Origin of the sequence: Paramicrobacterium agarici (assembly GCF_002563955.1) — a bacterium.
Taxonomy (GTDB): domain Bacteria; phylum Actinomycetota; class Actinomycetes; order Actinomycetales; family Microbacteriaceae; genus Paramicrobacterium; species Paramicrobacterium agarici.
On the sequence record NZ_PDJE01000001.1, the window covers coordinates 1747537 to 1771512 of the forward strand.

The window sequence follows — 23976 nt, forward strand, 5'->3', positions numbered from 1 at the left end:
GAGGCTATTGCTTGCTGGTCTTCAGCATGTACCCGAATCCGCGCTTGGTCTGAATCAGCGGCTCGTCAGAGAACTGATCGAGCTTGCGCCGCAAATACGAGATGTAGCTCTCGACGATGCCGGCATCACCGTTGAAGTCGTACTCCCAGACGTGATCGAGGATCTGCGCCTTGCTGAGCACGCGGTTGGGGTTGAGCATGAGGTACCGCAGAAGCTTGAACTCCGTCGGGCTCAGCTCGACGCTCGTGTCTCCGACGAAGACTTCATGCGTGTCCTGGTCCATGGTGAGCTCGCCGGCACGGATGATGGCGTCTTCATCTGCCTGCATGGTGCGTCGGAGGATCGCCTTGATGCGCGCGACGATCTCGTCGAGGCTGAACGGCTTGGTGACGTAGTCGTCGCCACCGACCGTGAGTCCCGTGATCTTGTCTTCGGTGTCGTCCTTCGCCGTGAGGAAGAGAATGGGCGCCGTGTACCCCGAGGCGCGAAGTCGCTTGGTGACTCCGAAGCCGTTCATGTCGGGGAGCATGACGTCGAGAATAATCAGGTCCGGCTCTTCTTCAAGGACGGCAGAGATGGCCTGAGCGCCGTTGCCGACGGCTCTGACAGCGAAGCCGGCGAAGCGCAGGCTCGTCGTCAGCAGGTCGCGGATGTTTGGCTCGTCATCGACGATGAGGATTCGTGGTCCTGTCATGCCCCCAGTATCTGCAAGATACCTGTGAGCGGCCTGGGTGAATTTGCGGGTTTTTCCGAGGGCGCTTCGCGTCGGGGCACGATGCGGCACGATGGAGACATGACCGAGCCTTCCCGTCACGATCTGCCCGAGCTCCCGACGATCGCGGCGGCGGTGCGTCAGATTGGGGCGCGGCGCTTCGACTTCTCGCGCGAGGTCGCGGTCATGGCAGTCGTCAATCGCACGCCCGACTCGTTTTACGACCGCGGCCGCACGTTTGCCCTCGACAGCGCGGTGACCGCCTGCCTCGACGCGGCCTCAAGCGGAGCGGACTGGGTCGACATCGGCGGAGCACCGTTCGCCCCTGGTCCCGAGATCCCGGCAGACGAGGAGTCCGACCGCGTCGTCCCCGTCGTCGAGGCCGTGCGCGCAGCATCCGACATCGTGATCTCCGTCGATACATTCCGCGCAGACGTCGCTCGTCGCAGCATCCTGGCCGGTGCCGACATCATCAACGACACGACGGGCCTCGCCGATCCGGAGCTTGCTCGCGTCGTGGCGGACAGCGACGCGAGCATTGTCATCACGCACAGCCTCGCGGCTCCGCGCACCCCGCTGGCATCGCCGACGTATCGCGATGTCTCGATAGAGGTCGCTGAGTTTCTCGAACGCCGCGTTGAGCGCGCGCTCGGCGCAGGCATTCCCGAGGAGCGCATCATCGTCGATCCGGGCCATGACCTCAACAAGAACACGCTGCACAGTCTCGAGCTCACGCGGAGACTCGGCCCGATCGTCGACCTCGGCTACCCGACGCTCGTCGCGGTGTCGAACAAGGACTTCATCGGCGAGAGCCTCGACGCCGATCGGGGAGACCGCGTTGAAGGCTCACTCGTCGCTGCAGCGTTGTGCATTGCTCAGGGGGCGCGGATCGTGCGCATGCACAATGTGCGAGAGTCTGTCGCTGCCGTGCGCATGGCAGAGGCGATTCTCGGTATGCGGCAGCCCGCGTACCTCCGGCACAACATGGGAGAGCGCAATGACTGAGATCACGCGGGTATGGCCGCTGCCCGCCGAGTCCACGGCGGATACCGCGAGAATCGCCGACTGGTATGACGTTGCCGATCGCGGCGAGCCGTGGCTGCGCATGAACTTCGTGTCGAGCGCCGACGGGGGAGTGACCGTCAACGGTCTCTCGGGAGGCCTCGGAACAGACGCCGATCACGTCGTCTTCGATGCTCTGCGCACGCTCGCAGACGTCGTCATCGTCGGAGCCGGAACCGTGCGCGCCGAGGGCTACGGCGCCATGAGAGTGGATGCTGTCGAGCAGCGAACGGCGCGGGGAATCGCCCCGCAGCCGGTGTTCGCGATCGTGTCGCGCAGCCTGAGCCTCGATCCCGGCGACAGGATCTTCCGTGACGCGCCGGTGCGCCCCATCATCGTCACATGCGAAACGGCAGACGCCGAACGGCGCGAGCGTCTCGAGTCGGTCGCCGACGTGCTGATCTGCGGCGCAGGGCGCGTGGACGGCATCGCCATGCGTCGCGCACTTGCAGAACGCGGTCTCAACCAGATGCATTGCGAGGGCGGTCCGACGCTCTTCGGCGCCCTCGTGCGTGACGACGCCGTCGACGAACTGTGTCTCACGGTGAGCCCGACTCTCGTCGGCGGTGCCGCGGGCCGCATCCTCTCCGGCGACGATCAGACGCTGCGGTCGCTGTCACTTACGCACATCTGTGAAGATGACGGGACCCTTCTGCTGCGGTACGTGAGAGCGTAGCTCAGGCGGCGATGCTTGACGCATCGAGGATCGAATAGCTGTAGCCCTGCTCCGAGAGGAACCGCTGCCTGTTCTGCGCGAAGTCCTGGTCGAGCGTGTCGCGGGCGACAAGCGTGTAGAAGTTCGCCGTGAGCCCCGACGTCTTCGGGCGCAGCAGGCGGCCCAGACGCTGCGCCTCCTCTTGGCGCGAGCCGAACGATCCTGACACCTGAATGGCGACCGTCGCCTCGGGCAGGTCGACCGAGAAGTTGGCGACCTTCGAGACCACGAGCACAGGTTCGCTTCCGTCGCGGAAGAGCTGGTACAGCCGCTCGCGCTCATCGTTGGGAGTCTCTCCCGTCAGCTTGGGAGCGCCGAGAACGTCGGCGAGTTCGTCGAGCTGATCGAGGTACTGCCCGATCACGAGAATCCGTTCGCCCGCGTGCTTGTCGATCAGCCGCTTCACGGTGCTGATCTTCGCGGGAGTCGTCGCGGCGAGGCGATACCTCTCGTTGTCCGCCGACGCCGCGTATTCGAGCCGGTCGGCCTTGGGCATGTCGATGCGCACCTCGAAGCATTCCGCTGGGGAGATGTATCCCTGCGACTCGATCTCCTTCCACGGAGCGTCGAACCGCTTGGGGCCGATCAGGCTGAACACATCGCCGGCTCGCCCGTCCTCACGCACGAGCGTTGCGGTGAGGCCGAGGCGACGCCGTGCCTGCAGATCCGCCGTCAGCTTGAACACGGGGGCCGGAAGCAAGTGAACCTCGTCGTAGACGACGAGTCCCCAGTCGAGAGCGTCGAGAAGAGAGAGGTGTGCGTACTGTCCCTTCCGGCGCGACGTGAGAATCTGGTACGTCGCGATGGTGACGGGCTTGACCTCTTTGACCTCGCCCGAGTACTCGCCGATTTCGTCTTCGGTGAGGCTCGTGCGGCGCAGCAGCTCGTCGCGCCACTGCCGCGCAGAAACGGTGTTCGTCACGAGAATGAGCGTCGTGGTGTTCGCGGTCGCCATGGCGCCAGCGCCCACGAGGGTCTTCCCGGCGCCGCAGGGCAGAACGACCACGCCGGAGCCGCCATCGAAGAAGTTGTCGATGGCCTTGTGCTGATAGTCGCGCAGCGACCAGCCATCTTCGCGCAGATCGATGTCGTACGGCGTGCCAGGCGTGTATCCCGCGAGGTCTTCTGCGGGCCAGCCCAGCTTCACGAGCTCTTGCTTGACCTGCCCGCGAGCCCATGGCTCGATGAGGTAGCTCGTCTCTGACGGCTTTCCGATCAGTAGCGGGCTGATGCGCTTCGAACGCGCCACTTCCGTGAGCACAGCCGGGTCACCGCTCGACAGCACGAGCTCGCCCTCGTTGTTGCGCTCGATCACGAGCCGTCCGTATCGCGACACGGTATCGGCGATGTCGGTCGAGACGCTCTGCGGAACCGGGAACTTCGAGTACTCGTTGAGCGTTGCAAGCATCTCGTCTGAGCCATGGCCGGCTGCGCGAGCGTTCCACAGCCCGAGCCGCGTGATGCGATACGTGTGAATGTGCTCGGGGGCGCGCTCGAGTTCGGCGAAAACCGCGAGTGCGTGCCGAGCGTCTTCTGCGTCGGGGTGAGCGACTTCGAGAAGCACGGTGCGGTCGCTTTGAACGATGAGAGGGCCGTCAGACATAGCGTCTCAGCTTAGCGTCGTCAGCTGAGAACAGGGTTCACGAGCCAGCGGGCGACACAGAGCGGATGCTGGCAAGCGGAAGCGTTCGCTCGACATCTGCCGTGCTGTCGCGCCCCCGCAGCCGGCCCCCCGCGAGCCCCGTCGGCTCGAGCGAAAGTTCGACCGTCTCGCCTCCGGGCATCGCCACCGCGACGATGACGGTGCTGCGCGACCGGACGGCGAGCTCCAGCTGGCGAATCAGCCAGGCGTCGTCGGGGTGCGCGCTCGTTCCCTTGACGGAGCCGCGCAGCCTCGAGACAAACCCCGACAAGTCGGGTTCGGAGTCGACGGAGGGCTCCGCGACATGATGGCGTGAGACGCGCACAAGCTCACCGTGCTCGTCTTCTGCCGAGACGGGGTACCGTGCGTCCTGCAACGCCCAGAACACGAGATCGCGAGAGAACCGGCTCTCGAGGAGTCCGTGCCCCATCCGCCGCAGCGACAGCGACGCGAGGTTCTGGTCGACGGTGAGGGTCTCAAGAAGATCGTCATCGCTCGAGCGGATGATTGACGTCGCGCGGCCATCGATGATGCTCTCGCGCACGCGCAGCAGGCCGTGGTGCGCCGCAACGTCAGAGATCAGGTAGCGCAGGGGCTGAGGGATCCCGGTGAGCGAGAGGTCGGTGAGAAACGCGACGATGCTCGACTCGTCTTCGCCCGCGCCGAGTGCCCGGTCGATGCTGGCGCGCGTGAAACGGTACGTCGTCGCCTGCGATCGTGACTCGATGTCTGCCATGACACGCAACCGGGAGTCGCGCGATGGCACGAGCGGTCCAGGCGAGATGACGCTCAGGTCGTCTTGGACATAGACCTGACTGACCTCGTGGGGGAGCGTCGACCGCAGATGCGTGGCAGCGGCGTCAGGATGCCCCTCAAGCAGTTCCGCTCCGGCGCGTGAGAGAGTGTCGTCGGCGACGATGCCGAGAAGTTCCGCCTGAGTTACGAGGGCGTCGACGCGATTGCTCACGCGTTCGCCTCCGAGCGGATAACGCCAGCGTGCCTTCTCACGCAGCGTGCTCGCCCAGCGCGCGTCGCATCGAGCGCTCAGCAGCGGCCGGATCTCGTCAGGAATCGCGGTGCACCAGGCCGAGGCGAGAGCCATCCAGCGGTCAGCTGTCGATAGTTCGAGCCAGTTCAGTCCGTGCTGCGTTGGAGCCCAGTTGCGGCCGTCCAGCGCGAGAAGCTGTGCTGCCGCCGCCGCACGAAGCACCGCTCCGACGCTCTCGAACTCGATGCCCGTCGCCGTCGCAAGTCGTCGCGCGTCTGGCAGTGCGAGCCCTCCGCGGCCCAACTCTCTCGCAGGCGCGCGCAGCAGCTCGGTCACGAACTCGCCAGCCGCCGTCGTCGTCGTGAATGCGCGCTCGCCGGCAAGGGAGTCGATGCGGTCCGTGTCCGTGACGACGTTGAGCGCCGTGGGCGGATGATCGGCAAGCGCCGCGGTCGGGGGAAGGCCCTTGCCTCGAAACTCGTCGAGCGCGCTTCCGACCGCGTCAAGCGAATGAACGTGGTCATCCACAACGACGAGGCCAAGCGCGCCAGCGCGTGCAAGGCCATCAGCGGCCTCTTCCGCCGTCTCCTCGCCCGCACCCAGGGAGGCGACGAAGCTCGTCAGCTCAGCGAGAGTGTGGGGGGAGCGCAGCTCCGCTGCGGCCGAGAGCGCGAGCAGCATCCGCCTGTCACACGCGCGAAGCGCGCGCTCAACGCTCTGTCGCTCGAGAAGCTTCTCTGCAAGATCGAAGAAGTCTGCGATGCGCGGATCGTCAGAGACTCCGCGAGCGTGAAGCAACCGTAAGAGCTCATCGTCGGACAATGAGCGCACGTGCGTTGCGACGAGCAGGGCATCTGTCATGCATGGTTCCCGGTCATTGTCTGCGGGCTGCCCGGCTGCGGCCGACCGCTCCGGCGACGAGTAGCGCGATGAGCATGATCATCGCGAGAGGAAGTCCGATATACGGCGTCATCGCCACGACAGGCCAGAGCCCCGTTCCGAAGTCGGCCTGTTCCATGCCGTTCCAGGTGCCGATCATGATGGCGAAGAAGCTCGCGACCGAGATGAGCACGACTCCGAGAAGAGCGTAGGCGAGAACGCGCTGAACAACGCTTGTCGACGAATCCGATCCAGATGAAGCCACGTCCTCAAGGATAGGCCCACGAGCGCGAGCAGCGAATACGATAGAGGGGAGCAGGGTTCTCCTGCTCGCCGACGGTGACGTTCCGTCGGCGCACACCAGGCGCGTTGAGCGTCTCTTTTCACAGTGAGGTTTTCCATGCCCACCGGCAAGGTTAAGTTCTACGACGAAGACAAGGGATTCGGCTTCATCACGAGTGAAGACGGCGAGCAGGTCTTCGTGCACGCCTCGGCGCTTCCCGCGGGCGTGACGAGCCTGAAGGCGGGAACGCGCCTGGAGTTCGGCGTTGCGCAGGGAAAGCGGGGCGCGCAGGCATTGTCCGTGCGCCTGCTCGATAAGCCGCACAGCGTGGTTCGCATGAACCGCAAGCCGGCCGACGACATGGTTGTGATCGTCGAAGACCTGATGAAGATCCTCGACGGCGTCAGCGGAACCCTGCGTAAGGGGCACTACCCTGAGAACGCTCACTCACGAAAGGTCGCGGCGCTCCTTCGCCGCGTTGCGGACGAACTCGATGCCTGATTCCAGCGAAGAGACAACACGCGAGACAGCCGAGCAGGCGCCGCCGATGACGGATGCTGCGACAGCCGCAGCTCCCGAGGCCGACCCAGTGCTGCTCGACTCCGTCGATCTTGCCCGCGATGCGCTTCTCGATGTGACAAGCGAAAGCACGATCGGCGCCTTCGTCGGACACACCGTCGAAGACGCGACGACAGTGTCGCTGCTGTTCGAGAACAAGCTCGACGGGTATCCCGGGTGGCTGTGGACGGTCACCATTGCTCGTGTGGACGCCGAAGCACCCACGGTCGTGGAATCAGAGCTCATGCCGGGCGACTCGGCGCTGCTCGCCCCCGACTGGGTGCCGTGGTCCGAGCGTCTCGCCGAGTACCGTGCGCAGCAAGAAGAGGCAGCGCGAGAGGCCGCCGAGGCAGACGACGACTCTGACGACGATGATGATGATGACGACGTCGATGAGCACGGCTCGCACCTGCACGCGGGCGACCTCGACGGGGTCGACGTCGATGAGCTCGACGAGTCGAACGCCGAGGCCGATGATGATGAGACAGACGACTCGGACGATGACGACGCCGATCACGAAGACTCCGACGACGCCTCTGAGGGCTCAGCCGACGATACCGAGGGCGACAACTCCTCGAATCGAGCCGGTCGGCGCGGTTCTCGGCGCGGCGGCGGACGCGGCAGACGGCGTTCCCGGGGACGACGCCGCAGCTGAAAGCCGGCGTGGCCGTCCCCGAACGGCACTGCGACTACAGCGCGTCGACGACGTACTCGATCGACTGCACGAGCAAGCGCACGTCATCGGGGTCGATCGAGACGAACGTTGCTATGCGCAGCTGGTTGCGCCCGAGCTTTCGGTACGGCTCGGTATCGACGATGCCGTTTGCGCGAAGAGCCGATGCGACCGCCGCCGCGTCAACGCGATCGTCGAAGTCGATTGTGACGACGACGTTCGAGCGGTGGTCGGGGTCGGTGACGAACGGACGAGCGTAGTCGACAGCCTCTGCCCACGTGTAGAGAACAGACGACGACTCTGCCGTGCGCTCGACAGCCCAGTCGAGACCGCCGTTCTCACTGATCCAGCGAAGCTGGCTGTCGAGAAGATGAAGCGTTGCGACGGCAGGAGTGTTGAGGGTCTGGTTCTGCCGTGAATTGTCGACGGCGTTCTTGAGGCTCAGAAACTCGGGAATGTATCGATCAGATGCGGCCACGCGCTCCACTCGCTCGAGTGCCGCGGGCGAGAAGAGAGCGAGCCACAGGCCACCATCTGAACCAAGGTTCTTCTGCGGAGCGAAGTAATAGACATCGGTCTCCCGAGCATCGACGGCGAGACCTCCTGCGCCGCTCGTCGCGTCGATCACCGTCAAAGCGCCGTCGTCGCCCGATACGCGCTGCACGGGCGCCATGACGCCCGTCGATGTCTCGTTGTGCGGCCAGGCGTAGACGTCGACGCCTTCGACGGGGGACGGCGTCGCGAGCGAGCCCGGCTCGGCGCTGCGCACGTCGGGAGCCGACAGCCATGGCGTCGCGGCAGCCTTGGCGAACTTGCCCCCGAATTCACCGAACACCATGTTCTGCGAACGCTGTTCGATCAGACCGAACGCCGCGGCGTCCCAGAACGCTGTCGATCCGCCGTTTCCGAGAATGACTTCGTAGCCATCGGGAATCGAGAACAGCTCGCCGATCTGCTCTCTGACACTTCCGACGAGGTTCTTCACTCCTGGTTTGCGGTGCGACGTCCCGAGAAGGTCGCCCGCGACGTCGGAAAGGGCCTGAACCTGTTCGGTGCGGACTTTTGCTGGACCGCATCCGAATCGTCCATCGGCGGGCAGCAGGGCAGAAGGAATTTCGATCTCAGGCATAGGCCGATTCTATTTGCACGTCGACCGCGGCGCCGTATATTTGACGAATTCAAGATTCAGACGGATTCCCGGTAGGCTTGACGCCATAAGTGAGCACTGCCGGGGGAGGCATTGATGACCGACCTTATTGACACGACCGAGATGTATCTGCGCACGGTTCTCGAGCTGGAAGAAGAGGGCATCGTTCCTCTGCGTGCGCGCATCTCGGAGCGGCTCGGGCACTCGGGACCGACCGTGTCCCAGACTGTCGGGCGCATGGAGCGCGATGGACTCATCGTCGTGTCAGATGATCGCCACCTCGAGTTGACTGAAGATGGTCGTCGCAAGGCCGTTCATGTCATGAGGAAGCACCGGCTCGCCGAGCGGCTGCTGAACGACGTGATCGGTCTCGAGTGGGAGTACGTTCACGAAGAGGCGTGTCGCTGGGAACACGTGATGAGCGAGCAGGTTGAGCGCAAGCTCCTCGACATGCTGAATCACCCCACAGAATCCCCGTACGGCACGCCGATTCCCGGACTCGACGAGTTTGGGGAGAGTCCCGGTTCTGCGTTTTCCCAGGGCGTCGTCAACCTTGTCGCTCTCGTTCGTGATGCTGCTGGCCCCCGGCGGGCCAGCGTACGGCGCCTCGCTGAGCCCGCCCAGTTCGAGCCAGAGCTTCTCGCTCAGCTGAAGCAGGCGGGAGTTGTTCCCGGAAACGACGGAGAGTTCTCGCAGAACGACTCGTACATTGCTGTCACGATCGACGGCTTCGATGAGGGAATCGAGCTGCCCGAAGAGGTTGCGGCACACATCTACGTCACCGCGCCATAGCCGCACAAAAGGGCAGTGGGAACTGTCTGGCGCAAAACGTTGCGAAAACGTGACAAAACGATGCTGATGCCGTAGCCTCGGGTGGGTCCTGGGGTGGTAAGCCCTGGGAACGCCGTCGGGCGCCCTGCGTGAACTCGTCCCTGACGGCGAAACCCGAGACGACACCGCGTGGACGAGTCAGCTGTGCTGAAAGGGCGCCGGAGGAACCAGTGGCCCTATCCACCCCCACCGAACCCGAATCGACATCGTCCGCATCTGACGCACCGCTCACCCGACGGCAGCGTCGCGCCGCAGAGGCGAAGGCATCGACGGAGCTCGCGCATGTGCGCAGCACTCCACGGCTGGCGACAACGCGTGCCGCGCGCAGCGCCTCGACGCGGCCTGCTACGCGAACGGCGCCGGCCTCGGCGGAACGCATGGAGCGGACATCGCGATGGAAGCGCTGGCGTTCGACTCTCGTCATGATGATCGTCGTTCCGGGGCTGTGCGCGGCATTTGCGCTCCCCGGATCGTTCGCGGCGCCGAGCCAGGCTGCCGCCCTCTATGCCGAAACCGATCGAACCGCCGGTGCCCAAGAGCTGAGCGTCAGTACGGAGGCGAGTATCGCGACGGTTGCGCGTGACACTTACTCGGCGACGACGCAGGGCGAGCTCGATGCGGCAGCGGCCGAGAAGGCGGCGGCCGAGGCGGCGAAGCGCGCGCGTGCAGCGGCCGAGAACTCCACGCCGTCGGGCACCGCTGCACCTGCCGCCCCGCCGACCACCCCGTACAGCCTGTCCGCCGTATTCAACACGGCCAAGCAGTACATCGGCACTCCCTACGTATATGGGGGCGCGACGCCCGCTGGCTTCGATTGCTCCGGCTTTATCATGTACGTCTTCGGCCAGTACGGAATCTCCCTTCCGCACGGCGTCTCCGGTCAGGCGGCTGCCGGAACCCGCATCCCGACATCGCAGGCGCAGCCGGGTGACCTCGTCATCATGAACGGACACGACGGCTTCTATGCGGGCAACGGCATGATCCTCGACGCTCCGAAGCCCGGCGGGCATGTCAGCATTCGCCCGATCTGGACGAGCAACTACTACATCGTGCGCATCTGAGCATCGTGACGACCGGGTGAATTCTCGGTTGCAGCAACAGCGAACGGCGCGCCCGGTTACCCGGGCGTGTCGTTCGTGGGTTAATCTAAAGCTCAGACAACCCGCTGGAGGTGAGCGAGGCGATGAGCGGATTAGCCGGTGTCCATCCCATGGACATACGAGACTTCTCTGCTCGCCGCCATGTCGGAGAGATAGGCCGTCGATCGGCTGGAGGAAGGCACTGCCCACAGGGCGGTGCCTTTTGCGTTTCCGACCCCGTCTCCCCGCGGGATGCCGATGTGTCGAATTACCGGGAAGCCGTCACGGCCATTCGAGAGGAAGCGCTATGCGCACGTTGGTATTGAACGCAGGTTTCGAGCCGCTCGCGGTCGTCTCGTTCCGCAGGGCCCTTGCCCTGGTGATCTGCGGAAAGGCAGCCGTCGTCGAGATCGTCGAGGACGATCCGGTATGGGGAGTATCCGTGCGCTATGACAGACCGAGCGTCATCGTGCTGACGCGGTACGTGAAGGTACCGTACTCGCGACGCATCCCCGTGACGCGGCGCGGCGTGCTCAAGCGCGATCTGCACCGATGCGCCTACTGCGGAGCGCACGCGACGACGATCGATCATGTCGTTCCGCGGTCTCGAGGGGGAGAAGACAGCTGGCAGAACCTCGTGGCCTGCTGCCTCGCCTGCAACAGTACGAAGGGAAATCGGACGCCTGCGGAGATCGGCTGGCAGCTGCGCATCACTCCACGCATGCCGTACGGACCCGGGTGGGCCGTTCGCGGAGCCGAGGGAGTCGTGCCGCAGTGGGAGCAGTACCTCGCTCCCGCCGTCGCGGCGTGAGACGCAGAACACGTTAGACTGTCGAAGGTTTGCCTCTGTAGCTCAATGGAAGAGCAGTTGCGTCCTAAGCAAACGGTTGGGGGTTCGAGTCCCTCCAGGGGCACCGTTGAACAATGATGACACGTGATCACTGGCGACATCGCGACGTGCACCCACAGATTCCTCAGGCGTCTCGGCATAGGATCGAAGCTGATTGAGAACCTGCGAGGAGTGCCCCATGAGACTGCTGCTGATTCGTCACGGACAAACCCCGTCGAACGTAGCAGGACGCCTCGACACCGCGGTTCCCGGTCCCGGCCTGACCGAACTCGGCCTTGCTCAGGCCGCCGCAATTCCGCGAGCACTCGAACACGAATCTATCGGGACGATCTTCGCATCGACGCAGCTGCGCGCCCAGCTCACCGCGACCCCGCTGGCCGAGAGCCTCGACCGCGCGCTCACGGTGCGCGACGGCATCCGGGAAATCGACGCGGGTGAACTCGAAATGCGCAACGACTGGGATGCTGTTATGGAGTACCACCGCGCCTCGTTCGCGTGGGTCGACGGTCAACTCGATGAACGTGTTCCCGGCGGCGAGAATGGGCACGACGTGTTCGGGCGCTTCGACGCTGTCGTCGACGAGGCGGCAGCGCTCGGAGACGAGACCGTGGCAATTGTCGCGCATGGTCAGGTGCTGCGCGTCTGGGCCGCAGCGCGAACACGCGCCACGCAGAACTTCGCCGCAGAGAACCCGCTGCACAATACGGGCATGATCGTCGTCGACGGTACTCCGGGGGACTGGTCACTTGTCGAGTGGCGCGGCGAGCCGCTCGGCGGCGAGAACCTTGATGTCGGCATCAGCGGCGGTCCGGGCGGCACCGCGGAGCCCGTGCGCTGACCGCGCAGCTCGAATCAGGCGCGCGTGGGCTGACGCAGCGGAAGGCCTGCCGCACGGTACGCATCGTCAATGAGCGACATCGTCGCGACAGCATCCTGGGCATCTGACACGACGGGCGTGCCCGACCTCACAGCGTCGACGAAAGCGCGCAGCTGAAAGGCATAGGTGCTCTCGTTCGTCACGGACGCGACGCGCGTGCCCTCGGTCGTCGTGATCGTGAACTCGTTCCCCTCGTGAGGCAGGAACGGATGCGACGACACCAGCGTGCCGCGCTCGCCCGTGATCGTCGCGGACATGCTGGGCTCGCGTGTCATCGAGCAGGATGCCGTTCCTGTGGCGCCGTCCGGAAATTCGAGCGAGATGAGCATTGATCCGTCGACGTCTGGCGTGAACTCCGTCGCGGTGGCCGAGACCACGCGAGGCTCACCCGTGCCGAGCGCGCGCAGCAGGCGCAGCGGGTAGCAGCCGACGTCCATGAGCGAGCCGCCGGCGAGCTCACGGCTCCAGCGGACGTTGTCGGACTGGTCGACGATCGAGAACGAGAAGTCCGCGTCGATCGATCGGATGCCGCCGAGCTCGCCCGAGCTGATGACGTCGGTCATGAAGGACGTGACCGGATGGTAGAGGTTGTGGAACGCCTCCATCACGACGAGCCCGGAATCTGCGGCAACAGCGGCAACGCGGCGCGCCTCGTCGGCATTGGCAGCGAACGGCTTCTCGCACAGCACGTGCTTTCGCGCAGCGATCGACGCGAGTGTCCACCGGCCGTGAAGCCCGTTGGGAGCAGGAACGTAGACGGCGTCGATGTCGTCGTCGGAGAGGAGCTCATCGTACGAGCCGAACGCCCGCGGAATCGCGTGTTCGGCGGCGTAGCTGCGCGCACGGTCGATGTCTCTCGCTGCCACGGCGACGACCTCTGTGTCTGCGTTGTCGCGGGCAGGCTCGATGAGCGCGCGGGGCGCGATGTCTGCAGCGCCGAGCACGCCGATGCGAAGACGGGTCATAGTGCTCAGTCTGGCAGAACGGACACGGCTGTGACGCGTACGGGGGGCACGCTGGAGCGTCCGTGACGGCATCCCGGCGCCACGATGCACAAAACTGTGCGAAACTCGCCGACATTACCGGTTTTTCATGCTCTGGCGCTTAGTGTGGCGGTGTGTGGAGGCGTGACAGAATGAGCGAGAGAGCAATGTCTGACGACAACTCGTCACTTGAGCTTGCTCCCAACCTGACGCAACCACAGCAGATTTCCATGGGGGATCCCACAGTCGAAATGGGCAACGTGGCAGACGACGAGTGGCAGCGTTGGCGTGACGATCTCGCCGAGACCGGCGGAGTGTCGCCGCTGCTGCACTTCGACGACGAGCGCGAGTACCGCATCGAGCTGAGCGCGGCCCACCCGGGAAGCCTTCCGCAGTTCATCACCGGAAACTCCACGCTCCTGTCGAACCTCATTCGTGACGACGTCGCCCTGCGCTCCGCGCGGTCTGCGGCCGACCTCATCACGACGAAGGGCATCGAGCTGCGCACCGTGCGCGGGCTCGAAGCGGTGCACCTCGCCGTGGGGCTCGCTCACTGGCGGCATGGCGGAAAGAACTTCTGCGCTCCCGTGCTGCTTCGCCCGCTCGCGATTCGCCGGTACGGCAACGACTTCGAGCTCAAGCTCACGGGCTCCATCACGCTGAACCCCGAGCTCGCTCGCGCGCTCGAGGAGCAATTCGACATTCACCTCGACGCTCGAGCGTTCGAGGCGCTCGCCATGTCTGAGGGAGTCTTCAAGCCGCAGCCGGTCATTGACAGCCTGCGGGGCCTCACGGGCCATCTCGACTGGTTCAACGTTCAGCCCCGCCTCATCGTGTCGTCGTTCTGCGCCGTCGGTGCCGCCATGCGCCAGGATGCTGCTGAGCTCGACCATCCGGTGCTCGACGCTCTCGCTGGCAACGCGAGCGCGCGCCGGCTCATCGAATCGGGAACGAAACTCGTCGACGCAACGGGATCCGACGAACGCAGCCCCTCGACAGACACTCTCCTGCTTGACGCTGACGCCGAGCAGGAGAACGTGATCGCGCAGATCACCGAGGGGCAATCGGTCGTCGTCTCGACGCTGCCCGGAACAGGCGGTACGCAGACCATCGTCAATGCGCTCGGCGCGCTGGTCTCAGAACACAAGCGCGTACTCGTCGTGAGCCCGCGAAAGTCGACACTCGACGGCATCCGGCACCGCCTCAACGGTGTTGGGCTGCAGGGCCTGGCCGCTCACCCGCGCACACTGCGCCGAGACATCGTGCAGGCGATCTCGCGCAACGAGAAGTCGACGAGTCCCAAAGTCGCCGACATCGACGACGCTCTCGTGCGTCTGCGCAAGGTGCTGCTCGACTATCGCGCGGGGCTCGCGCGCAAAGACCCCGCTCTCGGGGTCACGATCTCAGACATGCTGAGTGCGCTGACGGCCCTGTCGAACCGTGCGACTCCGCCCTCGACGACCGCTCGACTCGGCTACGCGTCGCTGGCGCAGCTCGCCACGGGACGCGATGAGGTCGCCGAATCACTCGCGCACGCGGCGACGCTCGGGGAGTTTCAATACGGGCCGGACGACTCGCCGTGGTACGGAGCGAACTTCTCGACGACACCGGAGGCCAAGCAGGCTCACGAACTCGCGAAGCGCATCAACAACGTCGACCTTCCGCGTCTGCTCGAGCGCGCGTACGAACTCGTCGGGCAGACCCGCATGCGGCCGTTCGAGAGCATCGACGAGCTCGGCGTCTACCTTCGGCTCATGCTCGATATTCGCGAGACGCTCGACAAATTTCAGCCGGCCGTTTTCGATCGCTCGCTCACGGAGCTGATCGCGGCGACGGGGAGCCGCCGCGAGTCCGGGAGCATGTCGGCAGGCAACCGGCGTCGGCTGAAGAAGCTTGCGCGCGAGTACGTTCGCCCGGGCGTGCACATCGCCGACATGAACGCCTCCCTGCGTCGCATTCAGCAGCAGCGCATTCTGCTTCAGCGGTACGTCGATTCGGGACTGGCTCCAGAGGTGCCGCTCGGCATTGCCGATGTTCATGTCGCGCACCAGAAAGTCGTCAACGATCTCGCTGAGCTCGACATGCCGCTCGGACGCACCGATCACAACAGCCGCCTGGCCGCGCTGCCGATCCGGTCGCTTGTTCGCGTCATGTCGGGGCTCGCGGCAGAGTCGACGGTGATGGAGAACCTGCAGGAGCGCACGACCCTGATCACGCAGCTGCGTGAGCTCGGACTGACCCCGCTGTTGACCGATCTGTCGAACAGGCACGTTCCCGCCGACCGCGTCGCAGACGAGCTCGAGCTCGCGTGGTGGCAATCGGCGCTCGAGCACATGCTCGCCACAGACAAATCGCTGCTCGGGGCGAACACGAAGGTCGTCGACCGGCTCGAGTCGGACTTCCGGCTCGTCGACGAGGCGCACGCATCCGCGTCGGGGCAGCTTCTCGCCGGCATGCTCGCAGAGACGTGGCGCATCGGCCTCGTGGACTGGCCGGAAGAGGCGCGGGATCTCCGCTCCCTTCTCAAGTCGGTTCCGCGAGCGACCCCGGCGGAGCTCGAGGGAGTCGCGCCGCACTTGTCGCGTGCGCTGTCGCCCGTGTGGCTCACATCGCCGTACGAGGTGTGGCAGATTCCCGACAGCATCCGATTCGACGCCGTCTTTCTCGTGGATGCCGGTGCGTCGACGATCGCCGAGAATGTTGGTGCGATCAGACGCGCCAAACAGGTCGTCGCGTTCGGCGACACGGTGACGCAGAGCCCGACTCCGTTCCACACGGCAGTGGCGGATGCCGCTTCTGACGCGGCGCTTGCCGAAGACGTCGAATCACGCCACGCTGACTCAGCCATGGCCCGGCTTTCAGACCTGCTGCCGGGGCTGACGCTGACGCGCAGCTATCGGGCCGGGGGAGAGGACCTCGCAGAGCTGGTCAACCAGCGCTTCTACGGCGGTGAGATCGACTCGCTTCCCTGGGCAGGCTCGTTCCTGGGGCACGGCAGCCTCACGCTCGATTACGTGTCGAACGGTCACGGCATGCCCGACCCCGACACGGGAACCGTCGAATCCGTCGATCCCGAGGTCGTGCGCGTGGTCAATCTCGTGCTCGAGCATGCGACGAATCGCCCGCGCGAGTCGCTCATGGTCATCACGGCAAGTCAGCGGCATGCGACGCGCGTGCAGCAGTCCGTGCTCGCGGCTTTCGCGCGGCGTGCCGATCTGGCGGACTTCATCTTGCGCGAGCGCGCCGAGCCATTCACCGTGCTCACACTCGAACAGTCGGTGGCCGAGAGCCGTGATCGGGTGATTTTCTCGCTGGGTTACGGCGTGACCCCGCACGGTCGCGTGCTGTCGACGTTCGGCACGCTCGGGGAGCCCGGAGGGGACAGGCTGCTCGCTGTCGGCATGACCCGCGCACGCCGCTCCATGGTGATCGTGACGTGCATTCGCCCCGAAGACATCGATCCCGAGCGCATGCAGCACGGCATCGCCGCGCTCGCTCAGCTTCTGCGAGAACCGCCGCGCTGGTCTCCGCGTCCACCCGTCGTCGAAGGTGCCGAGCCGATGATGCTCGATCTCGCGGAACGCCTCTACCGCAACGGGCTCTCCGTCGAGATCGGCTATCGCGGAAAGCTCGCCCTCGTGGCCAGCTACCGTGACCGCGCGATCATCGTCGAGTCAGACGTCGAGGTGGCGTCAGAGTCGCTTCGCGAATCGCTACGTCTTCGGCCCGAGGTGCTCAGGCGGCTGGGCTGGCATTATCTGCGGGTGCACGGTTTCGATCTCTTCAGCGATCCCGTCGCGGTAGCGAGCAAGGTCATGTCGATCGTCGGCGCTCCCGAGACGCAGCCCGCGCAGCCGGGCAATGATCGTGCCGCTCAGCTTCTCGACACGGCACCGCAGCCCACGTTCGACGCGTGAACATGAATGAGCGTCCCGAACCGGCGCCGCGCCGCATCGTCCGGTCGCGCGGAGGCAGACGGGCGACGCTTCCGGCAGCGCCCGGCACCGATCCCGAGCCGGAACGAGGGCGTCCTCGTCCGCAGAGCGACTCCGATGAGGCCTGGGGCGACGACCCCTCGGGAAACGACCGCCGACTGCGCGCGGATAAACCGCCGCACTGGGGTTAAGGTGGCGCGCCGCAGCCCTCTGCGGGGAACCGCGGCACGCCTGTCTGTGTCAGACGTGCTTGCCCGTGCCGGAGTCCTTCGTCGTGTCCTGCTGCAGCAGGTCGCGAATCTCGGTGAGAACGTCGAGCTCGGTGACGGGACCCTCCTCATCGACGACACCGGCGTTCCGTCGCTCCTCTGCACGCGTGCGGAGCGTGTTGACGGGCAGAACAAAGACGAAGTAGACGACAGCGGCCACGATGAGGAAGCTGATGATCGCACCGATCACGGCGCCGAACTTGAATTGTGCGCCCGCGACCTCGAGAACCAGCGCGTTGTTCAGGCTCTCGGCCTTGAACAGCAGTCCGACGAGCGGGTTGATCAGGTTGTCGACGAGCGATGTGACGACAGCGGTGAACGCGGCTCCGACGACAACGGCGACGGCAAGGTCCATGACGTTGCCGCGCATGATGAATTCTTTGAACCCCTTGAGCACGTATCCCCCTCGTTATGAGCCGGAGGAGCTTCCCCCGGAATCCGATGCTGTGGTTGAGGATACCGGCTTCGACGCCGATCGCGAGTCATTTCGGTAGAAGCCTGTGCCGTTGAACGTGACCCCGAGGTTTCCGAACACCTTGCGCAGTTGCCCGCCGCATGAGGGGCATTCCGTCAGTGACGCGTCGGAGAACTGCTGGTGAATATCGAAGGCGTTATCGCACGCCGTGCAACGGTAGGAATAGGTGGGCATGGTCTTTCACTCGAATGAGAAATCCAGAATGCGGCCCGGAGTCACGACGCCGTCGACCGGCTGGTCGTGAGCCTCCTTCGGTACTTCCGGGAGCACCTCGTTGTCGAAGACGACTGCGTACACGGGAGGACGTTTCTCCATGGAACCCAGCGTCTTGTCGAAATAGCCGCGGCCCCATCCTAGCCGGGTTCCCTGAGTGTCGACGGCGCACGCGGGCACGATGATGAGATCGACATCGTTGATGGCGATCGGGCCCAGCAGCTCGCCGACGGCCTCGGGCATGCCCCACAGCCCTGTCTTCTCGACTCCCTGCTCACCGACGGTCCAATCGAGAAGGCCGTCTTCCCTGCTGATCGGAAAGAGAACCCGGATGCCGCTTGCCAGCGCCCAGTTGATGAAAGGCCGAGTGTTCGGCTCTGCCGTCGACGAGAGGTAACACGACACGGATCGGGCATCGAGTGCGGTCACGAGCGACTGCAGATTCTGCAGAAAGCCCTGCGTCGCCTGCTCCACTTCCGTCGATGTGAGGTTGTGGCGGCGTTCGCGAAGCTCGGCGCGCAGGGCGCGCTTCTCGTGATCTGAGGGGCTGGGCATGGGCCCCATTGTAGGTCGGGCGGCATCGATGCTTGTGTCATGAGGCGCGAGAGAGCGTCTGGCCGGTTACGCTTGGGGTATGACAGCGAGAGTTCGTAAAGCCGTTATTCCCGCCGCAGGCTTGGGCACCCGTTTCCTGCCGGCGACGAAGGCTCTTCCGAAAGAGATGCTTCCCGTGGTGGATAAGCCGGCGATCCAGTACGTCGTTGAGGAGTCGGTCAGCGCGGATCTGACGGATGTGCTGATGATCATCGGCCGGAACAAGAACGCGATCAGCAATCATTTCGACCGGGTGACGGAGCTTGAGCTGAATCTGCAGAAGAAGGGCGACACCCAGAAGCTCGAACGGGTCGTGAAGTCGCAGGAGCTCGCCGACATCTACTACCTGCGCCAGGGCGACCCGAAGGGGCTCGGCCACGCTGTCGCGAAGGCTCGCGCGCACGTCAACGATGAGCCGTTCGCCGTGCTGCTCGGAGACGACCTGATCGATGCGCGCGACCCGCTGCTGTCGACGATGATCGCGGAGCAGGAGAAGCGTGACGCGACGATCATCGCGCTCATGGAGGTCGACCCCGATCAGATTCATCTGTACGGTGCGGCGCAGGTCGAGCAGACCGATACCGAAGATGTCGTGAAGGTGACCGGGCTGGTCGAGAAGCCGGCGAAGGAAGATGCGCCGTCGAATCTCGCGATCATCGGCCGCTACGTGCTCAAGCCCGAAGTTTTCGACATCCTCGAGCGCACGGAGCCGGGTAAGGGCGGCGAGATTCAGCTCACGGACGCGCTGCAGGAACTTGCTGCCGATGACGAGCTCGCGGGCGGGGTCTACGGTGTCGTCTTCCGCGGACGTCGCTACGACACCGGAGACCGACTCGACTACATCAAGGCGATCGTGCAGCTCGCCCTGGACCGTGACGACCTCGGACCAGCCCTGGGGCCATGGCTCAAAGACTTCACCGGCTCTATCGACTGACGCCAACGCTCATCCTCGAACGCCGGCAGGAGGACTGACCGATGGTTGCTCCGCTGCCGACGCTTGAGCACGGGCGAATCGGCCTTCGCCCCATCAAGGTGCGGGACTCGAAGGTGCTCGAGCGTGAGCTTCTCGGAAATCGGACATGGCTGCGAGCCTGGGAGGCGACGAACCCGTATGGGGCCGGAAGCTTCGACGTTCGCGGCAGCATCCGCTCGCTCTTGGCACAGTCGCGGCAGGGAACCGGCCTTCCGTTCGTGCTCGAGTACGACGGCGAGTTCGCCGGTCAGCTCAACGTCTCGGGAATCACGTACGGTTCGGTCTCGTCTGCGACGCTCGGCTACTGGGTCTCTGAGCGGTTCGCGGGGCGCGATGTGACCCCGACGGGCGTCGCTCTCGTGACGGACTACTGTTTTGAGCGGCTCGGTCTGCACCGAATGGAGATCTGCATTCGCCCGTCGAACGCGCCGAGCCTGCGCGTCGTCGAGAAGCTCGGCTTTCGCTACGAAGGAATGCGCCGTCGGTACATTCACATCAACGGAGAGTGGGCCGACCACTTCTGCTTTGCTCTCGTGCGCGAAGAGCTCAACGAGTCGCTCCTCACGCGATGGCTCGGCAGGCGTGTGCCGCCAGATGCCTGTGTGATCCCCGAGGCGGACCGGCTGGCAGCGTCAGCGCCGCTTCGCATCTATCCGACTCGGTGAGGATGCTGGTAGGACACACCGAACGAATGACGGCTGTGTGCCGGTGTGACACGTAGCCTTGTGCCATGGCTGGCGGCGGATTTCTCAGCGGGGGCATCGTCTTCGCAATCGCAGCCGTGCTCTGGCTCGTCTACCTGATTCCCACATGGGTGCGCCGGCACGAGTACATGACGGCCGAGCGCAACTCCGTCCGGCTGCAGCAGACCCTGCGCATTCTCGCCGAGACGTCGGAGCTTCCCGACGAAGTGCGTGTCGAGGCCACGGCGCGCGAGGTCGCAGAACAGCAGAAGCGACTCAAGCGCATTGAGGCGGAGCGCGAGGCTGCGCGCAAAGCTGAGAGTCGCGCTGCCGTCGAGGCGGCGCGTGCAGAATCGCATGCTGCCGCGATGCGCGCGAAGGCCGATGCCCGGGCAGCGGCCGCACGAGCACGCTCGCAGGCCGCAGAGGCAAAAGAGCGTGCCGCAGCTGAACACGCTCGTGCTCGAGCGAAGACCAGGCTCATGCGCTCGCGTCGACGCGCGCGTCTTGCCACAACCGTCTTCATGGTCGCGAGCGCCGTCACGGCGGTCGCGACAGGTGTACCGGCCATGTCGACCGGGGCATGGATGCTGCCGGGCATCGCCGCGGGAAGCGTCGTCGTATCGATCGCGCTGCTGTCGCGTATGGCGACGATCGGCGCGCGAGTGATGCCAGCCGCGGCCGTGCCGCGCATGACGAACGTCGCCGAGCGTGAGATCTTCGATGCCGATCTGACGGACGAGCAGGAGGCCGTCGAGCGCACCTGGACGCCCACGTCACTGCCCAAGCCCCTGCACTTGTCGCAGGGTTCTGTTGCCGCGGCGACGCTCGCGGCAGAGGCGTCGCGCAAGCGTCTCCGTGAGGCGGCGCTCGCCGAGGCAATGGCGCAGAAGGCCGCAGAGGCGCAGCCGCAGGCGCTCTCGATCGAGCAACGGCGCGCCGCGAAAGACGAGCAGCGTGCCGCGCGGGAGCAACCGGCGCAGGCATCGCCCTATGCATCGATGGGCGTGGTCGATGAGGGCGAGATTCGAGCAGCCGATCTGCTGCGTCGGCGTATGGCCGCCGGATAGCCTGCTCACTCCTCGTGTCCGGAGAACGTGTCAGGACGTGATAATCTCGTATGCGTCTACGGGCCTATGGCGCAGTTGGTAGCGCGTCTCGTTCGCAATGAGAAGGTCGGGGGTTCGAATCCCCCTAGGTCCACCGTTTAAATGTCGCTGACCAGGCGTTGTGTATCACGCGACGTCGACGCGAACCTCATGCCAGCCTTCGGCGCCATCGGGAACGACCGGGACATCGTCTCCGCTTTGAACTGTGCCTTCGGCGTCGGTGGCACGAGCTTCGATGGTGTGCGCTCCTGGGGGAGCATCCCACTCATAGACCCACTGCACCCACGTGTCCGCTGAGATCGGCTCAGCGAGCCGACCCGGCATCCATTCGCCTCCATCGACGCGAACCTCCACCGCGCGAATTCCCGTGTGCTGCGCCCACGCGATGCCGGCAACGGCAATCGTGCCGACGTCGAGCGTCTTGCGTCCGGTCGGTACATCGATGCGCGAGCTGACCTTGACCGGACCCTTCTCAGCCCAGCCTCTGTTGGTCCAGTACGCGCTGGAACGCGCGAACGTTGTGACCTCGAGCTCGACGACCCACTTCGTTGCCGAAACATAGCCGTACAGGCCGGGCACGACCATGCGGACGGGTGAACCATGCTGGGGTGGAAGCGGTACGCCGTTCATGCCGACGGCAAGCAGGCAATCGCGATCCTCTTGCTCGAGAACCTTGAGCGGTGTGCCAGCCGTGAAGCCGTCGATGCTCCGCGACAGCACCATATCGGCGCCCGCGCGCGGCTGCGCCCGTCTGAGGAGCTCTCGAATCGGATAACCGAGCCATGTCGCGTTGCCCGTCAGGTCTCCGCCGACCTCGTTCGAGACGCACATGAGCGTGATATTCCGTTCTGTGAGCGGCAGTTCGAGCAACTCGCTGAAGGTGAGCGTCAGCGGGTTGTCGACCATTCCCGTGACGCGCAGGCTCCAGTCGTCAGGCGCGATGGACGGAATCTGAAGTGCGGTGTCGATGCGATAGAAATAGCGATTCGGGGTGATCAGCGGTGTGATGCCCGTGACGTCGAGAGCGGCGCCTTCGGGAATCGGGGGAGCAGGGGCCGCGGGACGCGGCAGCTTGATCGCCTTTCGAGCGGCATCGACCGCGAGGGATCCGGCATTGATGGCCCGGGACCCCGCGCCGATGACGGCGGCGCCCACGGCCGTGCTCGCGAGCACGACGAAGAAGCTGCGCCGCGACGCGACACCGGGCTGTCTCTGCCCGGTGCTGGATGGACGAGCGTCTGCCTGCCAGTGCGTGAGCAGTCTGCCGATTCGCAATAGCGTAAACACCGCTCCGAGCGTCCCGACGACGGCAGGGATCGCCCACCAGGGATCGGATTGCTCGCGCGTGGTCGCCGCAACGGTGGCGACGGCGCCGAGCACGCCGAAGATCACGACGCCCCACGGAGTACTGCGCACCTGGAGGATCCCTGCCGCCACCGCGGCCGCCACGAGAACGGCGGCGAGGAGCGTGAGAAGGAAGATCTTGTCGTTCGTGCCGAAGACGGCGATCGAGACGTCCTTTGCCCATGCGGGTGCGACATCGATGACGACAGAGCCGATTGCGATGATGGGACTGCTGGCGGGAGCGATGACGAGCGCAAGAGCTTCGGCAATGGCCGTCCCCACCGCCGCACTCACGATCCCCGAGAGTGCGGCCCACGTCAGAAGTGGTCTCGGCTTCATGGAGTCACCTTAGGCCGCATTCTCGTGAGTTCTCCGATTATCCGATGTCTGGACGCACCCCACGTGCGCGCGTCACGCTGCTGTCGGATGCTGTGCCCTGACAGCATCCGCGTGGCGCGAGAATGGGGCCATGCCGTTTACTCGTGAGCAGCTCGAGTCCTTTCGCAATGCGCCCGTTCCCGATCTGGTTGATGATGGCGTTCTCCTGCTCTTCGTCGGGATCAACCCGGGACTCTGGACGGCGGCGACGAGCACGCCGTTTGCGCATCCGGGAAACAGATTCTTTCCCGCGCTCCGTGAAGCGGGCATCTTCGATGCGGGAACCACGTTCTCAGACGGTCTTTCGGACTCAGAACGCCGCCGGTTCACGAACGCAGGACTTGGCGTGACAAATCTCGTGAATCGCGCCACGGTGCGTGCAGACGAGCTCTCCCTGCAGGAGCTGCGCGATGGGGCAGAGGCCCTTGAGCAGCGCGTTGCGCGACTCCAACCGCGCGTCGTCGCCATGGTCGGGCTTACAGCGTACCGGCAGGGGTTCAGGAGGCCGAAGGCGCGAGCGGGGCGTCAGGAGCAACGGCTCGCCGGCGCAGAACTCTGGGCGGTTCCCAACCCGAGCGGATTGAATGCTCACGAGACCATCGAAAGTCTCGCGCGCGCATACGCTGCGCCCGCGCGATCAGCGGGTGTCATCAGCTAGGAATGCCGTGCGAGGGCGCCCTTGATGTCTCGCAAAAAAAGTGGCGCAGTCGGGAATGATTCGAGA

At 65.1% G+C, this 23976-nt stretch carries 24 protein-coding genes and 2 tRNA genes; 16 read left to right on the forward strand and 10 right to left on the reverse strand.

Annotation, left to right across the window (positions count from 1 at the left end):
* Nucleotides 1-4: 4 nt before the first annotated feature.
* On the reverse strand, nt 5-694 hold the full coding sequence (locus ATJ78_RS08595; protein ID WP_098407218.1) for a response regulator transcription factor: 690 nt from the start codon (nt 692-694) through the stop codon (nt 5-7).
* Nucleotides 695-793: 99 nt separating this feature from the next.
* Between ATJ78_RS08595 and folP the strand changes: the two genes are divergently transcribed.
* A complete protein-coding gene (folP, locus tag ATJ78_RS08600) occupies nt 794-1717 on the forward strand; it encodes a dihydropteroate synthase (RefSeq protein WP_211288446.1) in 924 nt (307 codons plus the stop codon).
* Entirely contained in the window at nt 1710-2450 is a 741-nt protein-coding gene (locus tag ATJ78_RS08605; RefSeq protein ID WP_098407220.1) for a pyrimidine reductase family protein, read from the forward strand. Before folP ends, ATJ78_RS08605 begins: the two co-directional genes overlap by 8 nt.
* Nucleotide 2451: 1 nt before the next feature.
* On the opposite strand, the gene ATJ78_RS08610 is transcribed toward ATJ78_RS08605, so the two are convergent.
* Genes ATJ78_RS08610 through ATJ78_RS08620 form a run of 3 tightly spaced genes read right to left on the reverse strand, consistent with a single transcriptional unit; the run spans nt 2452 to nt 6263 of the window.
* On the reverse strand, nt 2452-4092 hold the full coding sequence (locus ATJ78_RS08610) for a DNA repair helicase XPB (protein WP_098407221.1): 1641 nt from the start codon (nt 4090-4092) through the stop codon (nt 2452-2454).
* A gap of 37 nt (nt 4093-4129) precedes the next feature.
* Nucleotides 4130-5980, reverse strand: coding sequence for a helicase-associated domain-containing protein (locus ATJ78_RS08615; RefSeq protein ID WP_098407222.1), 1851 nt, complete (start codon nt 5978-5980; stop codon nt 4130-4132).
* Nucleotides 5981-5993: 13 nt separating this feature from the next.
* Complete coding sequence (locus ATJ78_RS08620; RefSeq protein WP_098407223.1) at nt 5994-6263, reverse strand: multidrug ABC transporter ATPase; 270 nt, start codon at nt 6261-6263, stop codon at nt 5994-5996.
* A gap of 135 nt (nt 6264-6398) precedes the next feature.
* Between ATJ78_RS08620 and ATJ78_RS08625 the strand changes: the two genes are divergently transcribed.
* Both ATJ78_RS08625 and ATJ78_RS08630 read left to right on the forward strand, forming a co-directional pair.
* Entirely contained in the window at nt 6399-6782 is a 384-nt protein-coding gene (locus tag ATJ78_RS08625) for a cold-shock protein (RefSeq protein ID WP_098407224.1), read from the forward strand.
* The gene (locus tag ATJ78_RS08630) at nt 6775-7494 is read left to right on the forward strand and encodes a DUF3027 domain-containing protein (protein ID WP_098407225.1); all 720 of its coding nucleotides are present in this window, start codon (nt 6775-6777) and stop codon (nt 7492-7494) included. Before ATJ78_RS08625 ends, ATJ78_RS08630 begins: the two co-directional genes overlap by 8 nt.
* Before the next feature lie 34 nt (nt 7495-7528).
* Here ATJ78_RS08630 and serC read toward each other — a convergent pair whose 3' ends face one another.
* A complete protein-coding gene (gene serC / locus ATJ78_RS08635; protein ID WP_098407226.1) occupies nt 7529-8641 on the reverse strand; it encodes a phosphoserine transaminase in 1113 nt (370 codons plus the stop codon).
* A gap of 114 nt (nt 8642-8755) precedes the next feature.
* On the opposite strand from serC, the gene ATJ78_RS08640 reads away from it, so the two are divergent.
* The 5 genes from ATJ78_RS08640 (at nt 8756) to ATJ78_RS08660 (ending at nt 12257) form a co-directional block, all read left to right on the forward strand.
* Nucleotides 8756-9451: an iron-dependent transcriptional repressor DtxR gene (locus ATJ78_RS08640; protein WP_098407227.1), complete on the forward strand. Its 696-nt coding sequence runs from the start codon at nt 8756-8758 to the stop codon at nt 9449-9451.
* Between the two features lie 209 nt (nt 9452-9660).
* Nucleotides 9661-10551 (forward strand): C40 family peptidase, encoded by an 891-nt coding sequence (locus tag ATJ78_RS16195; RefSeq protein ID WP_281253376.1) that lies wholly within the window; start codon nt 9661-9663, stop codon nt 10549-10551.
* A gap of 325 nt (nt 10552-10876) precedes the next feature.
* A complete protein-coding gene (locus ATJ78_RS08650; RefSeq protein WP_098407228.1) occupies nt 10877-11380 on the forward strand; it encodes an HNH endonuclease in 504 nt (167 codons plus the stop codon).
* Between the two features lie 31 nt (nt 11381-11411).
* Nucleotides 11412-11483, forward strand: a tRNA-Arg gene (locus ATJ78_RS08655).
* 114 nt (nt 11484-11597) lie between these two features.
* On the forward strand, nt 11598-12257 hold the full coding sequence (locus ATJ78_RS08660) for a histidine phosphatase family protein (RefSeq protein ID WP_098407229.1): 660 nt from the start codon (nt 11598-11600) through the stop codon (nt 12255-12257).
* Nucleotides 12258-12271: 14 nt separating this feature from the next.
* Here ATJ78_RS08660 and ATJ78_RS08665 read toward each other — a convergent pair whose 3' ends face one another.
* Nucleotides 12272-13261: a Gfo/Idh/MocA family protein gene (locus ATJ78_RS08665; protein ID WP_098407230.1), complete on the reverse strand. Its 990-nt coding sequence runs from the start codon at nt 13259-13261 to the stop codon at nt 12272-12274.
* Between the two features lie 170 nt (nt 13262-13431).
* On the opposite strand from ATJ78_RS08665, the gene ATJ78_RS08670 reads away from it, so the two are divergent.
* Entirely contained in the window at nt 13432-17196 is a 3765-nt protein-coding gene (locus ATJ78_RS08670) for an AAA family ATPase (protein WP_211288447.1), read from the forward strand.
* A gap of 2 nt (nt 17197-17198) precedes the next feature.
* A complete protein-coding gene (locus ATJ78_RS08675) occupies nt 17199-17405 on the forward strand; it encodes a hypothetical protein (protein WP_098407231.1) in 207 nt (68 codons plus the stop codon).
* Between the two features lie 49 nt (nt 17406-17454).
* On the opposite strand, the gene mscL is transcribed toward ATJ78_RS08675, so the two are convergent.
* Genes mscL through ATJ78_RS08690 form a run of 3 tightly spaced genes read right to left on the reverse strand, consistent with a single transcriptional unit; the run spans nt 17455 to nt 18726 of the window.
* A complete protein-coding gene (gene mscL, locus ATJ78_RS08680; protein WP_342744786.1) occupies nt 17455-17853 on the reverse strand; it encodes a large conductance mechanosensitive channel protein MscL in 399 nt (132 codons plus the stop codon).
* A 39-nt stretch (nt 17854-17892) separates the two neighbouring features.
* Nucleotides 17893-18132 carry an FmdB family zinc ribbon protein gene (locus ATJ78_RS08685; RefSeq protein WP_098407233.1) on the reverse strand — a complete coding sequence of 80 codons (240 nt, stop codon included), beginning with the start codon at nt 18130-18132 and terminating at the stop codon, nt 17893-17895.
* A gap of 6 nt (nt 18133-18138) precedes the next feature.
* On the reverse strand, nt 18139-18726 hold the full coding sequence (locus tag ATJ78_RS08690) for a 5-formyltetrahydrofolate cyclo-ligase (RefSeq protein ID WP_098407234.1): 588 nt from the start codon (nt 18724-18726) through the stop codon (nt 18139-18141).
* Between the two features lie 79 nt (nt 18727-18805).
* Between ATJ78_RS08690 and galU the strand changes: the two genes are divergently transcribed.
* The 4 genes from galU to ATJ78_RS08710 all read left to right on the forward strand — a co-directional run bounded on the left by galU (nt 18806) and on the right by ATJ78_RS08710 (nt 21624).
* Nucleotides 18806-19699 (forward strand): UTP--glucose-1-phosphate uridylyltransferase GalU, encoded by an 894-nt coding sequence (gene galU, locus ATJ78_RS08695; protein ID WP_098407235.1) that lies wholly within the window; start codon nt 18806-18808, stop codon nt 19697-19699.
* A gap of 41 nt (nt 19700-19740) precedes the next feature.
* Nucleotides 19741-20403: a GNAT family N-acetyltransferase gene (locus ATJ78_RS08700; protein WP_098407236.1), complete on the forward strand. Its 663-nt coding sequence runs from the start codon at nt 19741-19743 to the stop codon at nt 20401-20403.
* A 65-nt stretch (nt 20404-20468) separates the two neighbouring features.
* Nucleotides 20469-21491, forward strand: a complete 1023-nt coding sequence (locus tag ATJ78_RS08705) for a hypothetical protein (protein WP_098407237.1) — start codon at nt 20469-20471, stop codon at nt 21489-21491.
* Between the two features lie 60 nt (nt 21492-21551).
* Nucleotides 21552-21624, forward strand: a tRNA-Ala gene (locus ATJ78_RS08710).
* A gap of 32 nt (nt 21625-21656) precedes the next feature.
* Here ATJ78_RS08710 and ATJ78_RS08715 read toward each other — a convergent pair.
* A complete protein-coding gene (locus ATJ78_RS08715) occupies nt 21657-23213 on the reverse strand; it encodes a molybdopterin-dependent oxidoreductase (RefSeq protein WP_098407238.1) in 1557 nt (518 codons plus the stop codon).
* 130 nt (nt 23214-23343) lie between these two features.
* Here ATJ78_RS08715 and ATJ78_RS08720 point away from each other — a divergent pair, with 130 nt between their 5' ends.
* A complete protein-coding gene (locus ATJ78_RS08720; RefSeq protein ID WP_098407239.1) occupies nt 23344-23910 on the forward strand; it encodes a mismatch-specific DNA-glycosylase in 567 nt (188 codons plus the stop codon).
* Nucleotides 23911-23976 lie beyond the last annotated feature (66 nt).

Coding starts and splice junctions, on each gene's coding strand:
- ATJ78_RS08595 (WP_098407218.1), bottom strand. CDS start 694: ATGACAGGACCACGAATCCTCATCGTCGATGACGAGCCAAACATCCGC.
- mscL (WP_342744786.1), bottom strand. CDS start 17,853: ATGCGCGGCAACGTCATGGACCTTGCCGTCGCCGTTGTCGTCGGAGCC.
- ATJ78_RS08605 (WP_098407220.1), top strand. CDS start 1,710: ATGACTGAGATCACGCGGGTATGGCCGCTGCCCGCCGAGTCCACGGCG.
- ATJ78_RS08650 (WP_098407228.1), top strand. CDS start 10,877: ATGCGCACGTTGGTATTGAACGCAGGTTTCGAGCCGCTCGCGGTCGTC.
- ATJ78_RS08625 (WP_098407224.1), top strand. CDS start 6,399: ATGCCCACCGGCAAGGTTAAGTTCTACGACGAAGACAAGGGATTCGGC.
- ATJ78_RS08675 (WP_098407231.1), top strand. CDS start 17,199: ATGAATGAGCGTCCCGAACCGGCGCCGCGCCGCATCGTCCGGTCGCGC.
- ATJ78_RS08715 (WP_098407238.1), bottom strand. CDS start 23,213: ATGAAGCCGAGACCACTTCTGACGTGGGCCGCACTCTCGGGGATCGTG.
- ATJ78_RS08670 (WP_211288447.1), top strand. CDS start 13,432: ATGAGCGAGAGAGCAATGTCTGACGACAACTCGTCACTTGAGCTTGCT.
- galU (WP_098407235.1), top strand. CDS start 18,806: ATGACAGCGAGAGTTCGTAAAGCCGTTATTCCCGCCGCAGGCTTGGGC.
- ATJ78_RS08610 (WP_098407221.1), bottom strand. CDS start 4,092: ATGTCTGACGGCCCTCTCATCGTTCAAAGCGACCGCACCGTGCTTCTC.
- serC (WP_098407226.1), bottom strand. CDS start 8,641: ATGCCTGAGATCGAAATTCCTTCTGCCCTGCTGCCCGCCGATGGACGA.
- ATJ78_RS08660 (WP_098407229.1), top strand. CDS start 11,598: ATGAGACTGCTGCTGATTCGTCACGGACAAACCCCGTCGAACGTAGCA.
- folP (WP_211288446.1), top strand. CDS start 794: ATGACCGAGCCTTCCCGTCACGATCTGCCCGAGCTCCCGACGATCGCG.
- ATJ78_RS08690 (WP_098407234.1), bottom strand. CDS start 18,726: ATGCCCAGCCCCTCAGATCACGAGAAGCGCGCCCTGCGCGCCGAGCTT.
- ATJ78_RS08685 (WP_098407233.1), bottom strand. CDS start 18,132: ATGCCCACCTATTCCTACCGTTGCACGGCGTGCGATAACGCCTTCGAT.
- ATJ78_RS08640 (WP_098407227.1), top strand. CDS start 8,756: ATGACCGACCTTATTGACACGACCGAGATGTATCTGCGCACGGTTCTC.
- ATJ78_RS08630 (WP_098407225.1), top strand. CDS start 6,775: ATGCCTGATTCCAGCGAAGAGACAACACGCGAGACAGCCGAGCAGGCG.
- ATJ78_RS08615 (WP_098407222.1), bottom strand. CDS start 5,980: ATGACAGATGCCCTGCTCGTCGCAACGCACGTGCGCTCATTGTCCGAC.
- ATJ78_RS08700 (WP_098407236.1), top strand. CDS start 19,741: ATGGTTGCTCCGCTGCCGACGCTTGAGCACGGGCGAATCGGCCTTCGC.
- ATJ78_RS08705 (WP_098407237.1), top strand. CDS start 20,469: ATGGCTGGCGGCGGATTTCTCAGCGGGGGCATCGTCTTCGCAATCGCA.
- ATJ78_RS08665 (WP_098407230.1), bottom strand. CDS start 13,261: ATGACCCGTCTTCGCATCGGCGTGCTCGGCGCTGCAGACATCGCGCCC.
- ATJ78_RS08720 (WP_098407239.1), top strand. CDS start 23,344: ATGCCGTTTACTCGTGAGCAGCTCGAGTCCTTTCGCAATGCGCCCGTT.